We start from the raw sequence: 12,744 nt of genomic DNA, 5'->3' as shown, positions 1-12,744 counted from the left end.
GAAGTTCGGCCGAGCGCGCTACGGGAGCGGACGGGCGGACTTGAGCGGGGCGACCGCCGCACGCACCCGTGCGTCGGCGAAGAACCCGTCGACGCTGACGGGGAGCGGGATCCGCCAGTTAGGGTACTGGTCGACCGTCCCGGGCAAGTTGGGCTGGCGCCGTTCGCCGACCACGTCGGCGGGTGAGGTGAGCACCAGCCGTGACGCCGCCGAGGCCAGGAGCGTGTGCAGGGCCACCACCGGGTCGTCGGCGGGGATGCCTTCGCGCGCGACGAGGTCGAGCAGGGCACTGCGTTCGTCCGCCGCCTCGGTGTACTCCTGGTCCACCGGCCGGTCGAGCAGGCCCAGCTCGGCCCGGACGCGCACGTGCTCCGCTTCGAGCCAGCCGGACACGGTGGGCAGGTCGTGGGTCGAGATGCTCGCCATCGCGTGCGGGTCCCAGTCCGCGGGGCGGACGAACGGTTTGCCCGGTGCGTCCCAGTCACGCTGGAACCACAGCACGGCGGAGCTGAGCACGCCGCGCTCGTGCATGGTCTCGGTGACGATTTCCTCGACCGTGCCGAGGTCCTCGCCGACCACCACGGCCCCGGCGCGGTGGGCTTCCAGCGCGAGCACGCCGAGCATCGCGTCGGCGTCGTAGTGCACGTACGTGCCGCGGCCGGCGGGCTCGCCCGGCGGGATCCACCACAGCCGCCAGAGCCCGGCGATGTGGTCCACGCGGATGCCGTCGGCGTGTTGCAGCACGCCGCGGATGACGTCGCGGAACGGCGCGTACCCCGCCTCGGCGAGGCGGTCCGGCCGCCACGGGGGGAGGTTCCAGTCCTGGCCTTGCTGGTTGAACGCGTCGGGCGGCGCGCCCACGCGCACGCGGGCGGCGAACACGTCGCGCAGCGCCCACGTGTCGGCGCCGCCGGGGTGCACGCCGACGGGCAGGTCGTGCACCACGCCTACCGTCATGCCGGCCTCACGCGCCGCGAGGCGGACCTCGTCAAGCTGCTCGTGGCACAGCAGCTGGAGCCAGCCGTGGAACTCGACGCGGTCGGCCAGCTCGGCGCGCGCGGCGGCGACCTCGGGGCCCGCCGGGTCGCGCAGCGCCTCCGGCCACTCCCGCCAGTCCGCGCCGTGCACTTCGGCCAGCGCGCCGAACGTCGCGAAGTCGCGCAGATCGCCGTCGAGCTCGACCGGGCGCGGGTGGTGCGGGCGCAGCAGCTCGAGCGCGGTGCGCTTGGCGTCCCACACGGCGTCGTAGTCGATGAGATCCGGAACCGCGTCCGGGGCCAGGCTCAGCACCTTCGTGCGCGTGGCCTCGTCAGCCCTGGCGAACGCCTCGGTGTCGGTGACCCGCAGGTACACGGGGTTGGCGAAGCGGCGGCTCGACGGCGAGTACGGCGAGCGCTCCACGGGGTGCGCGGGCGCGAACGCCTGCACCGGGTTGACCAGCAGCACGCCGGCGCCGAGCTCGGCGGCCGAGCGGGTCGCCATGGTCCGCAGGTCGCCGAAGTCGCCCATCCCCCACGACCCGGCCGAGTGCAGGGCGTAGAGCTGCAGCATCCAGCCCCACGCGGCGGGCACCTCGGGCAGCTTCGCCGGGACCACGGCCAGCGGCACCCGGCGCTCGCCGGCGACTACCTGGTGCCAGCCCAGCGGCAGGTCGGCAGGCAGCACCGTGCCGACCTCGCGGGTCGTCCCGTCCTCCAGCTCGACGATGACCTCACGACCCAGCTCGCGGGTGTCACCGGCACGCACGACGAACGTGGGCGGCAGGTCGGCCGACGCCCGCGCCGCCCGGACGCGCTCCAGTGCCCGGCGGATGGACTCCCCGCTCGAGGCGTCCACGTCGAACTGCGCGAGGACGGCGACCACCACCTCGGCCTCGACCCGGACTTCCACGTGGTCGGAGTTCTCGTAGCGGGTCGCCACGCCGTAGGCCGCGGCCAGCTCGGCCAGCTCGGGCGAAACGTCGGGGGTCGGTGATCCGGAGGCGGTCGGGCTCTGCACCGGTCCAGTCTCGCGGCCCGCGCCGGGACGCGCCAATCGCCTCGCCGGGCGGCACCCGAATGCCGGATGCGTACAGCGGTGACCGGCCAGTCGGGGGGCGTGCCGGCCGGTCACCGCCGCACCCACCGAGAGGACACCCGGTGAACAGAATGACGCGTGGGGGCGCACTTCACCTCTTCGGGTGAAGTGCGCCCCGCTCATCGTGCGAGCGAGCCCGGGTACAGGTATGCGGCCGGCGGGATCACGGAGCTGTGCGCCCACGCCGTGAAGAAGCCCGACAGGTCCTGCCCTGCCTGCGCCGACGCGAAATGCTCGAAGTCGGGCCAGGACGCGTTGCCGTCGCGGTGCGCGGCGATCCAGTGCTTGAGCAGTGCGAAGAACTTGTCGTCGCCCACCGTGCGGCGCAGGGCGTGGAGCATGAGCGAGCCCCGGTCGTACAACGCGAAGTCGAGCGGGCGGTCCTTGCCGGGGTCGTAGATCGGCACCTGCCAGTAGGCGGCGTCGCCCGCGTTCTGCTCGACGATCGAGCGGTAGCTCTCGTCGAGGTCGGCCCCGTTCCCGGCCTCGTCCCACAGCTGTCCGGCGTACTGGGCGAAGCACTCGGCGAGACAGCCGTCGCGCCAGTCCGAAAAGGACACCGTGTCGCCGAGCCACTGGTGCTCCTGCTCGTGCACCGCCGAGGCGTCGAAGAACGCGCCGTCGTAGGTCGGGCGGGTCTGCGTCTCCAGCGCGAGGCTGCCCTCGGTGGCCTCCGGCTCGACGACGATCGCGCCGGTCGAGTCGAACGGGTACGGGCCGAACGTCCGGGTGAGGAAGCCCATGATCTCCGGCAGCAGCGCCTCGGAGTCGGGGATGATGCTCGTGTTCTGCCCGTACGCGGTGATCACGGGCGTGCCGTCGGCGAGCTTCGAGGTGTGCACGGTGAACTTGTCGATCGCCATCGTCGTGGCGTAGGAGACGATCGGGTGGTCCTCGTGCCAGCGGAACGTCGTGTGCCCGGCGGTCTTGGTCGTCGGGCCGGGCAGCCCGTTGCCCACCACCGTCCACCCGGTCGGCACGGTCGCCTGCAGGTGCAGCGCCGCCTTGTCCGAGGGGTGGTCGTCGAGCGGGAATCACGCGGTGGCCGTGTGCGGCTCGCCGCTCACGTCGATGCCGCCGCCCACGAGCCGGTGCCAGCTCGCGCCCACCGGCCGGCCCGAGTACACGACGCGCACGGCGAAGGCGCTGCCGCGCCGCACCCGCGTGCGCGGCGTGATCACCAGTTCGTGCGCGCCCGACCGCGCGATCGCCTTCGCCGGCACGCCGTTCACGGTCACCGCGGAGACCGTGAACCCTCGACGTCGAGGTCGAACCGGTCGAGGTCCTGGCGCGCGGCCGCGTGGCCCGTGGTGTCGCCGGTGAAGGAACCGGGGTTCGCGGGGTCGTAGGACACCTGCGCGTCGTAGCGCGAGACGTCGTAGCCGCCGTTGCCGTCCTGCGGGAAGCACGGGTCGCCGACTCCGTCCGCGCCGATCGTCGACGGCTGCGCCATGCCGAGCGCCGCCGCTCCGCTCGTGACGAGGGCGAGCGCCTTGTACCAGCTCATGCGGTTTCCTTCGGGGTTCCGGGGTGGAGGAAGGGCTCGGGCGGGATCACGGTGCTGCGGGCCCACGAGGTGAAGAAGCCGGTGAGGTCGTGGCCGGACTCCTGGGACGCGAGGTGCTCGAAGTCGGCCCACGACGTTGGCGTCACGGTGCCGGGCGAGGAAATCGCGCAGGGGCCGGAAGAACACCGCGTCTCCGACGGTGCGGCGCAGCGCATGCAGCATGGGCGCGCCGGCGCTGTGAGCCGCCGTCGAACCCGTCGCCCGGGGCCGCGAGCGGGAACTTCCAGAAGTCCGGATCGGCGGCGGCTCCGGTGAGCGCGGCGCGATAGTCGGCGTCGAGGTCGTGACCTTCCTTCGCCTCCCGTCACAGCCATTCCGCGTAGGTGGCGAAACACTCCTTGAGGCAGATGTCCGACCAGCGCGCCACCGCGACGCTGTCACCGAACCACTGGTGCGCCCGCTCGTGCACGATGTCGGTCAACCGTTCGGGCGCCACCCCGCCCGGGTACACGGGCCGCTCCTGCATCTCGAACCCGCCACCGGCGTCGCCGGGGTAGAAGATGCCGCAGGCGGAGGAGAACGGGTACTTGCCGAAGCGCGAGGACAGAAATCCGAGCACCTCGGGCAGGCGATCCTCGAACGGCTTCGCGGCTTCCGCCCCCGTGGTGTACGCGTCGACGACCGGGGCGCCGTCGGCGAGATGTCCCGTGTGGACGGTCATCCGGTCGATCACCACGCCCGTCAGGTAGGAAGCAATGGGGTGGTCCTCGGTCCACGAGAACGTCTCCCGCCCGCCACGCACCACGGGCGGCGCGGGCACGCCGTTGCCCACCACGGCCCAGCCCGGCAGTTGCGGCATCGTCACTGCGAGGTGGAACGGCGCCTTGCCCGGGGGTGGTCGTTCACCGGGTACCAGCTCGACGCGGAATGCGGCTTCCCGAACGCGTGCACCGCGCCCGCGTCGTCGGCCGTCATCCAGAAGAAGCCCGGCGCGCCCTGGTGGCGCACCCGCACGCGGAAGGACTGCCCGCGCCGCAGGGGTTCGGCGGGCGTGAGCACGAGCTCGTGCTCGCCGGTGCACGTGAAGGCCGCGGGCGCGCCGGCCACCCTCACGCTCTGCACGGTGAAGCCCTCGAGATCGAGGTCGAAGCGGCTCAGGTCCTGGGTGGCGATGACGTCGGCCGTCGTGTCGCCGGTGAGGTAATCGGGTTTCGCCGGGTCGTAGTCCAGCGCGACGTCGTAATGGCTCGCGCGGTAGCCGCCGTTGCCGTCCAGCGGGACCAGCGGGTCGCCGATGCCGTCGGCCCCGGGGCCCGGGGCCCGGGGCGGCGACCGCCGTACTCGAGACGAGCACGAGGATCGAGCCGGCGGCGACCGCGCTCGCCCACACTCGCTTCAGCACCGCGCCAGGCTGGCAGAGCGGCGGGGCGAACCGGTCAGGAACTTGTCAGGGCCGGATGAGGGTTCCGTGGTCGAGCTCGCCCGCGAGCCGGCCGAGCCAGGCCACGACTTCGGCCGGCTCGCGGTCCGGCAGCCCGAAGATCATCTCCGTGACCCCGGCCCCTTCGAGCCGCGCGGCCCTCGGGCTCGGGCCGGGCCCGAAAGACCGAGCGCGGCCACCTCCGGCTCACCGGTGCGACCCTCGGCACGCCAGATCTCCGGCAGCAGCCCGGCGTTCTCCTCTATGTCCACTTCGGACGGAGTGGTGAGCCGGCCGTCGGCCGAGTGCGCGATCCAGCGGAAGGGGCGCTCGGTACCGGCCGCCCCCACGAGCACGGGAACCCGCTCCTGCACCGGTTTCGGCCGAACGCCACGTGCCGGCCGGAGTGGCTCGCCACCTCGTCGGTCCACAAGGCACGCATCGCGTCGAGGTGCTCACCCGGCACGGCACGGCGCTTGCCCGCGGGCACACCGTGGTCGGCCGGCTCGTCGGTGTTCCACCCGAACCCGACGCCGAGCGTGACTCTCCCACCGGAGAGGTGGTCCAGCGTGGCGATCGCCCTGGCGAGCGTGATCGGGTAGCCCTCCACCGGGAGCGCGACCGCCCTGGCCAGCCGGATGCGAGTGGTGACCGAGGCCGCAGTGGCGAGCGCGACCCACAGGTCCAGCGTGTGCAGGTACCGGTCGTCGGGCAGGCCCGCGTTGCCGGTGCGCGGGTGCGCGGCCGTGCGCTTCACCGGGATGCGCGTGTGCTCGGGGACGTAGCGCGGGTCGAACCCGGCCGATTCGGCCGCCTGCGCCGTGGCCGCGGGAGTGATCCCGCGGTCGCTCGTGAAGAGCACGAGGCCGTGTCTCACGGCTCCCGGCAGCATGAGAACGTGTTTCAGTTTGCCATAAACTCCGCCTGGCCGCCGGAAGTGTTCTACAGTGAGCAGGTGGCCTTCGGGCCACGGAGCGCCGCACCACCCATCCGGTTTGGCGATTATTTCTGGAAAAGCGCCGCTTGACGTGGGATGGGCAGCGGTACTCAACTGGTAGGGCGATCACCCGGCCCGATCCGTCCTGAGGAGGGGGTCATGCTTCCCCATCGTGACCGCAGCGCACTGCGGAAGATCGAAGAAGAGCTGGCCGCGAGCGACCCCGACTTCGTCGCGGCCTTGAGCGCCGGCGCCCCGCCCGTGCGGTCGCGCACGTGGCTCGCCACCTTGATCCTCGCCGACATCACCGTGGTGCTCATGATCGTGGTCGGGCTGCTGGCCGGCAGCACCGGCATGTTCCTGTGGGGCCTCGCCACGGTCCCGGTGTTCGTGTGGATCCACCGGTCGATCCTGAGGCGCAAGCGCGACCACACGGCCGACGACGCGAAGGCGTAGCGCAGGCTCAGAGCATCACGGTGATGTTCGGCCGCACCCCGAGCAGCGCCTTGCCGCAGATCTCGTGGTTCACCGCCGGCTGCGCCATCGCGTGGGTCAGTGCGAAGTTCGCGTCGCCCCAGTGCGCTGCAACGGGTGCGCATCGGCGAACCCTCCCGTGCCGTGCGCCGCCACAAGGATCCCGATCGCGTCGACGACGCTCTGCACCGCCAGTCCGATGTCCCGCGGACCCGCGACCGCGCCAGTTCGGTCATCGGTTCGCCGCTCGCGAGCGCCGCGTCGACATCGCCCGCGGCCGGCGCGGAATGCAGGTGCGCGGTGTCGATTTTCAACGCGGCTTCGGCGAACCGCACCTGGAACACCGCGGAGTCGGCCTGGCGGGCGTAGTCGGTGCCGGCCACACCTTTTGCCGACGCGGCGGCACCGACCAGGCGCAGCGCAGCCCGCCCGAGCCCCAGCTGCGGCGCCGCCGGCACCACGGTCAGGTACGGCGCGAACTATGAAACACGTTCCAGAAGCGCGGCCGTCCGCACGACGCGGTGCTCCGGCACGAAGAACTCGTCCGCGACCACGGTGTCACTGCCCGTGCCGCGCATGCCGGCGACGGCCCACGTGTGCTCGATGCCGTAGTCGGTCGCGGGCACGAGCGTCATCGCGGGTTCGCCGCTCTCTCCCACGGGGATCCTCGGCAGCGCCCAGCTTGCGTGCGCGATCCCCGACGAGTACGGCCGGCGCCCGCTGACGCGATACCCGCCGGGCACCCGCTCGGCCCGGGCGGTCGGCGCGAGCGCACCCGCGATCTTCACCTGTGTGTCCGCGCCGAAAACGTCGGCCCGCGCTCGCTCCGGGAAGAGACTCACCACCCACGCGCACGCGTTCACGAGCGTGAGCACCCACGACGTCGCGCCGTCCGCCTCGCCCGTTTCCGCGCCGACGTCCAGGAGCGTCCGCAGGTTCGCCTCGTGGCCGCCGACGCGCCGCGGCGTACCGGCCGGAACAGGCCGGCGTCGGCCAGCGCGCGCACGGCCTTGTCGGTGAGCCTCCGGTCGGTCTCGCCTTGCGCGGCCTCGGCGGTGAGCAGGGGCCGCAGCTCCCGCACCCGCGCGACAAGATCGTTCACGGCTCCAGTGGCCTCACTTCCCGGCCACAGCGCGCTCCAGCAGCGGCGTGATCCGGTAGGGCACCATCTCGCGCATCACGAGCGCGTTGTGCGTGCGTTCCACGCCGGGGATCTCGAGCATCTGCCCGGCGATGCGGTAGAGGTCGTCGGCCTCGCGGGCCACGACGTGCACCAGCAGGTCGGACTGCCCGGTCAGCCCGCGCACCTGCAGCACCTCCGGCACGGCGGCCAGCGCGCGGCCGACCTCGTCGAGCAGCCGCTGCGTGACCTGCACGGTCACGAACGCCGTGAGCGGGTAGCCGAGCGCGGCGGGGTCGATCCGGTGCTCCACCGAGCGCAGCGAGTCGCCCTGTTCCAGCCGCGCGAGGCGGCTTTGCACGGTGTTGCGCGAGAGCCCGAGCTCGTCGGCCAGCGCGACCGCGGTGGCGCGCGGGTTGCGGTTGAGCGCGAGCAGGATCCGGGCGTCGGTGGCGTCGAGCCGCTGGCCACTGGGCATGGTGCGCAGTCCTCTCGGCGCCTCGAGGCGCCATTCTGGGCTTTCTGCTCACTGAACAGACCTTCGGTTGTGCATCATACCCAGCTCTGATGGACTGAAGGCCGCGTTACGCCCAAGAAGATCGCAGAGAGGTCGTTGTCGTCGTGAGCAGTCCAGCCGCCGAGCGCACACCGGGAACCGCAGCGGACACGGAAGTCCTGCGCGAGGTGCAGGATCGCGTGCTGTGGCTTTCGACCGCGATCATCGACCACGCCAACCGCGTGCGCCCCAACCCGACCGGCCTCAAGGTCGGCGGCCACCAGGCCTCCAGCGCGTCGATGGTCTCGATCATGACCGCCCTGTGGTTCGCGCGGCTGCGCGCCGAGGACCGCGTGTCGGTGAAACCGCACGCCTCCCCCGTGCTCCACGCGATCAACTACCTGCTCGACGGCCTCGACGAGAAGTACCTGACGTCGCTGCGCGAGTTCGGCGGCCTGCAGAGCTACCCGTCGCGCTCGAAGGACCCCGACCAGGTCGACTACTCCACGGGCTCGGTCGGCATCGGCGCCACCGCGCCGATCTGGGGCGCGCTGGCGCGGCGCTACGTCGAGTCGACCACCGGCGGCGCGGGCACCGGCCGCCAGTACTCGCTCGTCGGCGACGCGGAGCTCGACGAGGGCGCCGTCTGGGAGTCCATCCTCGACCCGAACGTGCAGGAGCTCGGCGAGGTCGTGTGGATCGTCGACCTCAACCGCCAGTCGCTCGACCGCGTGGTGCCCAACATCGGCGCCACGCGCCTGCAGGGCATGTTCGACGCGGCGGGCTGGCAGGTGCTCACCGTCAAGTACGGCCGCCTGTTGCAGGAGCTGTTCGAGCGCCCGGGCGGCGAAGCCCTGCGCCGGCGGATCGACGACATGCCCAACCCCGAGTACCAGCGCCTGCTGCGCTGCACTCCGGCACAGCTGCGCGAGCGCCTCGCGTCGGCCGAGCTGGCGCCGCTGCTGGATTCCCTCGACGACGAGACGCTGCACGCGGCGATCCGCAACCTCGGCGGCCACGACCTGTCCGCACTGCTCGACTCGTTCGACGCCATCGACGACCGCCGCCCCACGGTGATCTTCGCCTACACCGTCAAGGGTTTCGGCCTCGCGAGCGAGGGCCACCCCCAGAACCACTCGTCACTGCTCACGGCCGAGCAGCTCGGGCAGCTCGCCGAGCGCGTCGGCACGTCCGTCGACGACCCGTGGCACAAGTTCCCCGAAGGCTCGGCCGCGGCCCGGCTGTGCGCCGAGACCGCGGCGCGGCTGCACCGCGAACCGATCGTCGCCCACGAGGTTCCGGCCATTCCCACCGACATCGGCAGGACGCCGTCGGGCCGCACGACCACGCAGGCGGCGCTCGGCCGCGCGCTGCTCGACCTGACGCGGGAAGCGCCCGAAGCCGCGAAGCTCGTGGTGACCTTGTGCCCCGATGTCTCGTCGAGCACCAATCTCGGCGGCTGGGTCAACAAGGTCGGCGTGTGGTCGCCGCAGGAGCGCGTGGACTGGTTCGCCGACGACCCCGAGACGATCCTGCACTGGCGCGAGCGGCCCACCGGCCAGCACCTGGAGCTGGGCATCGCCGAGGTGAACCTGGTGAGCGCGCTGGGCGAGCTGGGCACCACGTGGTCGCGCTGGGGCCGGCCGCTGCTGCCGATCGGCGTGCTCTACGACCCGTTCGTGGAGCGCGCGCTCGAACCGTGGTCGTTCGGCATCTACGGCGGCGGGCAGTCGATCCTCGTCGGCACGCCCTCGGGCGTCACGCTGGCGCCGGAGGGCGGCGCGCACCAGTCGGTGACCACGCCGTCGGTCGGGCTCGAGCAGCCCGGCTGCATCACCTACGAGCCGGCGTTCGCGATCGACGTCGAGTGGACGCTGCTGGCTTCGCTGGCGCGACTCGGCCGACCCGACGGCACGTCGGCGTACCTGCGGCTCTCGACCCGGCCCGTGGAGCAGAACCTGGCCGCGGTGCCCACCGACCCGGCCGCGCGCGAACGCCGGCGCCGCCAGGTCGTGGCCGGCGCCTACCCGATCCGCACGGCCGCGGTCGCGCGCCCGGACGTGACGATCGTGGCGATGGGCGCGATGGTCACCGAGGCGTTGGCCGCCGCCGATCGCCTCGACGCACTGGGCAAGCACGCCGATGTCGTGTGCGTGACGAGCGCGGGACTGCTGTTCCGCGCGCTGCAGGCGCGCTCGGGCCAGGACACCGCCGACACGTGGATCCTCGACTCGGCGCTGCCGTCCGAGCGCTCCGCGCCGATGGTGACGGTGCTCGACGGGCACCCGCACACGCTCGCGTTCCTGGCCAACGTGCACCGTGTGCGGGCCGCGCACCTGGGCGTGACGCGGTTCGGGCAGTCGGGCGACCTGGAAAGCGTCTACCGCCACCACGGCATCGACACCGACAACATCATCCGCGCCGCGCTGGACGTCGCGGACTGACGTGCTGATCGCCCGCGGCCGGTCACAGGCCGCCGCGGGCGATCAGCTGGCGCACGATCACGTTCTGCTGGATCTCGTTGGTGCCCTCGCCGACGATCATCAGCGGGGCGTCGCGGAAGTAGCGCTCCACGTCGAACTCGGTCGAATAGCCGTAAGCGCCGTGCACGCGGATGGCGTCGAGCGCCACCTCCATCGCAACCTCGGAGCAGAACAGCTTCGCCATGCCGGCCTCGAGGTCCGAGCGCGCGCCTGAGTCGTACTGCCGCGCGGCGTGGAGGATGAGCTGGCGCGCGGCCGTCAGCTTCGTCGCCATGCCGGCGAGGTGGTTGCCCACCGCCTGGTGTTTCCAGATCGGTTTGCCGAACGACTCGCGTTCCTGCGCGTAGCGGAACGCGTCGTCGAACGCGGCCCGGCCCACGCCGAGCGCGCGCGAGGCGACCTGGATCCGACCGATCTCCAGACCGCGCATCATCTGCGCGAAGCCGCGGCCCTCTTCCCCGCCCAGCAGCGCCGACGCCGGTACGTGACAATCCGAAAAGGACAGTTCACACGTCTCCACGCCCTTGTACCCGAGCTTGCCGAGATCGCGCGAGACCTCGAAGCCGGGCACCTTCTCCATCAGCAGCACGCTGATGCCCCGGTGCTTGGGCTCGGCGTCGGGGTCCGTCTTGCACAGCAACGCGACCAGACCGGCGCGGCGCGCGTTGGTGATCCACGTCTTCGTGCCGTCGACCACGTACCCGTCGCCGACGCGGCGGGCGCGCGTGCGCATCGCCTGCAGATCGGAGCCGCCACCCGGTTCGGTGAGCGCCATCGCGGCGCGCAGCTCGCCGGTCGCCATTCGCGGCAGGTATTTCTGCTTCTGCTCTTCCGTGCCGTACATGAGCAGCAGCTTCGCGACGACGGTGTGGCCGCCCATCGCGCCCGCGAGGCTCATCCAGCCGCGGGCGAGCTCCGCGGTGACGAGCGCGTAGCACGGCGTGGACACCTCGACCTCGCCGTAGGGTTCCGGAATGGCCAGGCCGAAGACGCCGAGCTCCTTCATGCGCTCGATCAGCGCCTCGGGGTAGGTGTCCGAGTGCTCGAGGTCGCGCACGACGGGGCGCACGTCGCGGTCGACGAACTCGGCCACCGTGTCCACAATGGCCTGTTCCTCGGTGTCGAGCTCTCCCATCAGGCCTCCGCCGCGATCCGGATCAGCGAGCGGGCGCCCTGCCCCGCGCGCATCCGGTCGAACGCGTCGGGTACCTCGTCGAGGGAAATCCGGTGCGTCACCAGGCTTTCCAGGTTCAGCTCACCGGAGCGCACCTCCTCGGCCAGCACCGGGATGTCGCGGTCCGGGTCGGAAGCGCCGTAAACGGTGCTGGTGAGCGTGCGCGCGAAGTGGAAGATCTCCAGCGGGTTGAAGACCACCTCCTGATCGCGGCGCCCGACGCCCACCACGGTGCAGTGCCCGCCGCGGCGAACCGAGCTCCACGCCGTGCGGATCGTCGCGGCCGCGCCCACGCACTCGAAGGCGTGGTCGGCGCCGCGGCCCTCGGTGAGACCCCGCACCTGCTTGGCGAGCTTTTCCTCGCTCAGCAGGAAGTGCGTCGCCCCCGCGGCGCGGGCCAGCTCTTCCTTCCCGGGCGAGACGTCCACGGCGATGATCGGCGACGCGCCCGCGAGCTTCGCACCCAGCACCGCGCACAGCCCGATGCCACCGAGGCCGACCACGAGCACGGACTGTCCACTGCGGACCTTGGCGGTGTTGCGCACGGCGCCGACACCCGTGAGCACCGCGCAGCCCATCAGCGCCGCCAGGTCGAGCGGCACCCCGTCGGGCAGCGGCACCACGGATTTGCCGGGCAGCACCGTCTCCTCGGCGAAGCCGCCGACGCCGAGCACCACGTTGAGCGGCTCGCCATCCACCTCGCCGCGCGGCAGTGTGGTGATGCCTTCGATCGTGGAGCACAGCCACGGTTCCCCGGCCTGGCAGAACCAACACTCGCGACACGCGGCTGCCCAGTTGAGCACCACGCGATCGCCGGGCTGCACGTGCGTGACCTTCGCGCCGGTCTCGGCGACGATGCCCGACGCCTCGTGCCCGGGCACGAACGGGTACTGCGGTTTCAGCGTGCCGTCGACCATCGAGAGATCGGAGTGGCAGACGCCGGCGGCGGCGATCCGCACCCGCACGTCGGCCGGCCCGACGGGCGGCAGGACGATGTCGCGGACCTCGGGTACGGCACCCGGCTCGCGCACGACCACGGCTTTGACCACGGTGTCTT

14 protein-coding genes and 2 pseudogenes are annotated in these 12,744 nt (G+C 72.1%); 2 read left to right on the top strand and 14 right to left on the bottom strand.

Features of this window, described 5'->3' with window-relative positions; genetic code table 11:
- Positions 1-18: 18 nt before the first annotated feature.
- From malQ to AB0F91_RS16655, 8 genes and pseudogenes are all read right to left on the bottom strand, one after another.
- A complete protein-coding gene (gene malQ / locus AB0F91_RS16690) occupies positions 19-1,998 on the bottom strand; it encodes a 4-alpha-glucanotransferase (protein WP_360598410.1) in 1,980 nt (659 codons plus the stop codon).
- A 197-nt stretch (positions 1,999-2,195) separates the two neighbouring features.
- Complete coding sequence (locus tag AB0F91_RS16685; protein ID WP_360598409.1) at positions 2,196-3,056, bottom strand: M1 family aminopeptidase; 861 nt, start codon at positions 3,054-3,056, stop codon at positions 2,196-2,198.
- Positions 3,057-3,110: 54 nt separating this feature from the next.
- On the bottom strand, positions 3,111-3,314 hold the full coding sequence (locus tag AB0F91_RS16680) for a hypothetical protein (RefSeq protein ID WP_360598408.1): 204 nt from the start codon (positions 3,312-3,314) through the stop codon (positions 3,111-3,113).
- Positions 3,311-3,583, bottom strand: coding sequence for a hypothetical protein (locus AB0F91_RS16675; RefSeq protein ID WP_360598407.1), 273 nt, complete (start codon positions 3,581-3,583; stop codon positions 3,311-3,313). The genes AB0F91_RS16680 and AB0F91_RS16675 overlap by 4 nt, the downstream gene beginning before the upstream one ends.
- A complete protein-coding gene (locus tag AB0F91_RS16670) occupies positions 3,580-3,729 on the bottom strand; it encodes a hypothetical protein (protein ID WP_360598406.1) in 150 nt (49 codons plus the stop codon). The genes AB0F91_RS16675 and AB0F91_RS16670 overlap by 4 nt, the downstream gene beginning before the upstream one ends.
- A 218-nt stretch (positions 3,730-3,947) precedes the next feature.
- On the bottom strand, positions 3,948-4,442 hold the full coding sequence (locus AB0F91_RS16665; RefSeq protein ID WP_360598568.1) for a M1 family aminopeptidase: 495 nt from the start codon (positions 4,440-4,442) through the stop codon (positions 3,948-3,950).
- A gap of 2 nt (positions 4,443-4,444) precedes the next feature.
- Positions 4,445-4,696: a hypothetical protein gene (locus tag AB0F91_RS16660; RefSeq protein WP_360598405.1), complete on the bottom strand. Its 252-nt coding sequence runs from the start codon at positions 4,694-4,696 to the stop codon at positions 4,445-4,447.
- 334 nt (positions 4,697-5,030) lie between these two features.
- A pseudogene (locus AB0F91_RS16655) lies at positions 5,031-5,880 on the bottom strand (TIGR03619 family F420-dependent LLM class oxidoreductase).
- A gap of 219 nt (positions 5,881-6,099) precedes the next feature.
- On the opposite strand from AB0F91_RS16655, the gene AB0F91_RS16650 reads away from it, so the two are divergent.
- A complete protein-coding gene (locus AB0F91_RS16650) occupies positions 6,100-6,396 on the top strand; it encodes a DUF3040 domain-containing protein (protein ID WP_360598404.1) in 297 nt (98 codons plus the stop codon).
- 284 nt (positions 6,397-6,680) lie between these two features.
- Here the strand turns inward: AB0F91_RS16650 and AB0F91_RS16645 are convergent.
- From AB0F91_RS16645 to AB0F91_RS16630, 4 genes and pseudogenes are all read right to left on the bottom strand, one after another.
- Positions 6,681-6,872, bottom strand: a pseudogene (locus AB0F91_RS16645) (oxidoreductase); the annotation flags it as partial.
- A gap of 21 nt (positions 6,873-6,893) precedes the next feature.
- The gene (locus tag AB0F91_RS16640; RefSeq protein WP_360598403.1) at positions 6,894-7,289 is read right to left on the bottom strand and encodes a hypothetical protein; all 396 of its coding nucleotides are present in this window, start codon (positions 7,287-7,289) and stop codon (positions 6,894-6,896) included.
- Positions 7,274-7,516 (bottom strand): hypothetical protein, encoded by a 243-nt coding sequence (locus AB0F91_RS16635; protein WP_360598402.1) that lies wholly within the window; start codon positions 7,514-7,516, stop codon positions 7,274-7,276. Before AB0F91_RS16635 ends, AB0F91_RS16640 begins: the two co-directional genes overlap by 16 nt.
- Positions 7,517-7,529: 13 nt before the next feature.
- The gene (locus tag AB0F91_RS16630; protein ID WP_220241846.1) at positions 7,530-8,012 is read right to left on the bottom strand and encodes an Lrp/AsnC family transcriptional regulator; all 483 of its coding nucleotides are present in this window, start codon (positions 8,010-8,012) and stop codon (positions 7,530-7,532) included.
- 143 nt (positions 8,013-8,155) lie between these two features.
- Between AB0F91_RS16630 and AB0F91_RS16625 the strand changes: the two genes are divergently transcribed.
- Complete coding sequence (locus AB0F91_RS16625) at positions 8,156-10,474, top strand: transketolase C-terminal domain-containing protein (protein WP_360598401.1); 2,319 nt, start codon at positions 8,156-8,158, stop codon at positions 10,472-10,474.
- A gap of 22 nt (positions 10,475-10,496) precedes the next feature.
- Here AB0F91_RS16625 and AB0F91_RS16620 read toward each other — a convergent pair whose 3' ends face one another.
- Together AB0F91_RS16620 and AB0F91_RS16615 are read right to left on the bottom strand one after the other, a co-directional pair.
- Positions 10,497-11,648: an acyl-CoA dehydrogenase family protein gene (locus AB0F91_RS16620; RefSeq protein WP_360598400.1), complete on the bottom strand. Its 1,152-nt coding sequence runs from the start codon at positions 11,646-11,648 to the stop codon at positions 10,497-10,499.
- Positions 11,648-12,736 carry a Zn-dependent alcohol dehydrogenase gene (locus AB0F91_RS16615; protein WP_360598399.1) on the bottom strand — a complete coding sequence of 363 codons (1,089 nt, stop codon included), beginning with the start codon at positions 12,734-12,736 and terminating at the stop codon, positions 11,648-11,650. The genes AB0F91_RS16620 and AB0F91_RS16615 overlap by 1 nt, the downstream gene beginning before the upstream one ends.
- Between the last annotated feature and the right edge of the window lie 8 nt (positions 12,737-12,744).

Source organism: Amycolatopsis sp. NPDC023774 (assembly GCF_040639695.1).
GTDB lineage: Bacteria > Actinomycetota > Actinomycetes > Mycobacteriales > Pseudonocardiaceae > Amycolatopsis.
This window is presented reverse-complemented; position numbering and strand designations above follow the sequence as displayed.

Bases quoted from the DNA above. Each gene is read 5' to 3' on its own strand.
- AB0F91_RS16675 (WP_360598407.1), bottom strand. From the start codon at position 3,583: ATGAGCTGGTACAAGGCGCTCGCCCTCGTCACGAGCGGAGCGGCGGCG.
- AB0F91_RS16650 (WP_360598404.1), top strand. From the start codon at position 6,100: ATGCTTCCCCATCGTGACCGCAGCGCACTGCGGAAGATCGAAGAAGAG.
- AB0F91_RS16630 (WP_220241846.1), bottom strand. From the start codon at position 8,012: ATGCCCAGTGGCCAGCGGCTCGACGCCACCGACGCCCGGATCCTGCTC.
- AB0F91_RS16665 (WP_360598568.1), bottom strand. From the start codon at position 4,442: ATGCCGCAACTGCCGGGCTGGGCCGTGGTGGGCAACGGCGTGCCCGCG.
- AB0F91_RS16620 (WP_360598400.1), bottom strand. From the start codon at position 11,648: ATGGGAGAGCTCGACACCGAGGAACAGGCCATTGTGGACACGGTGGCC.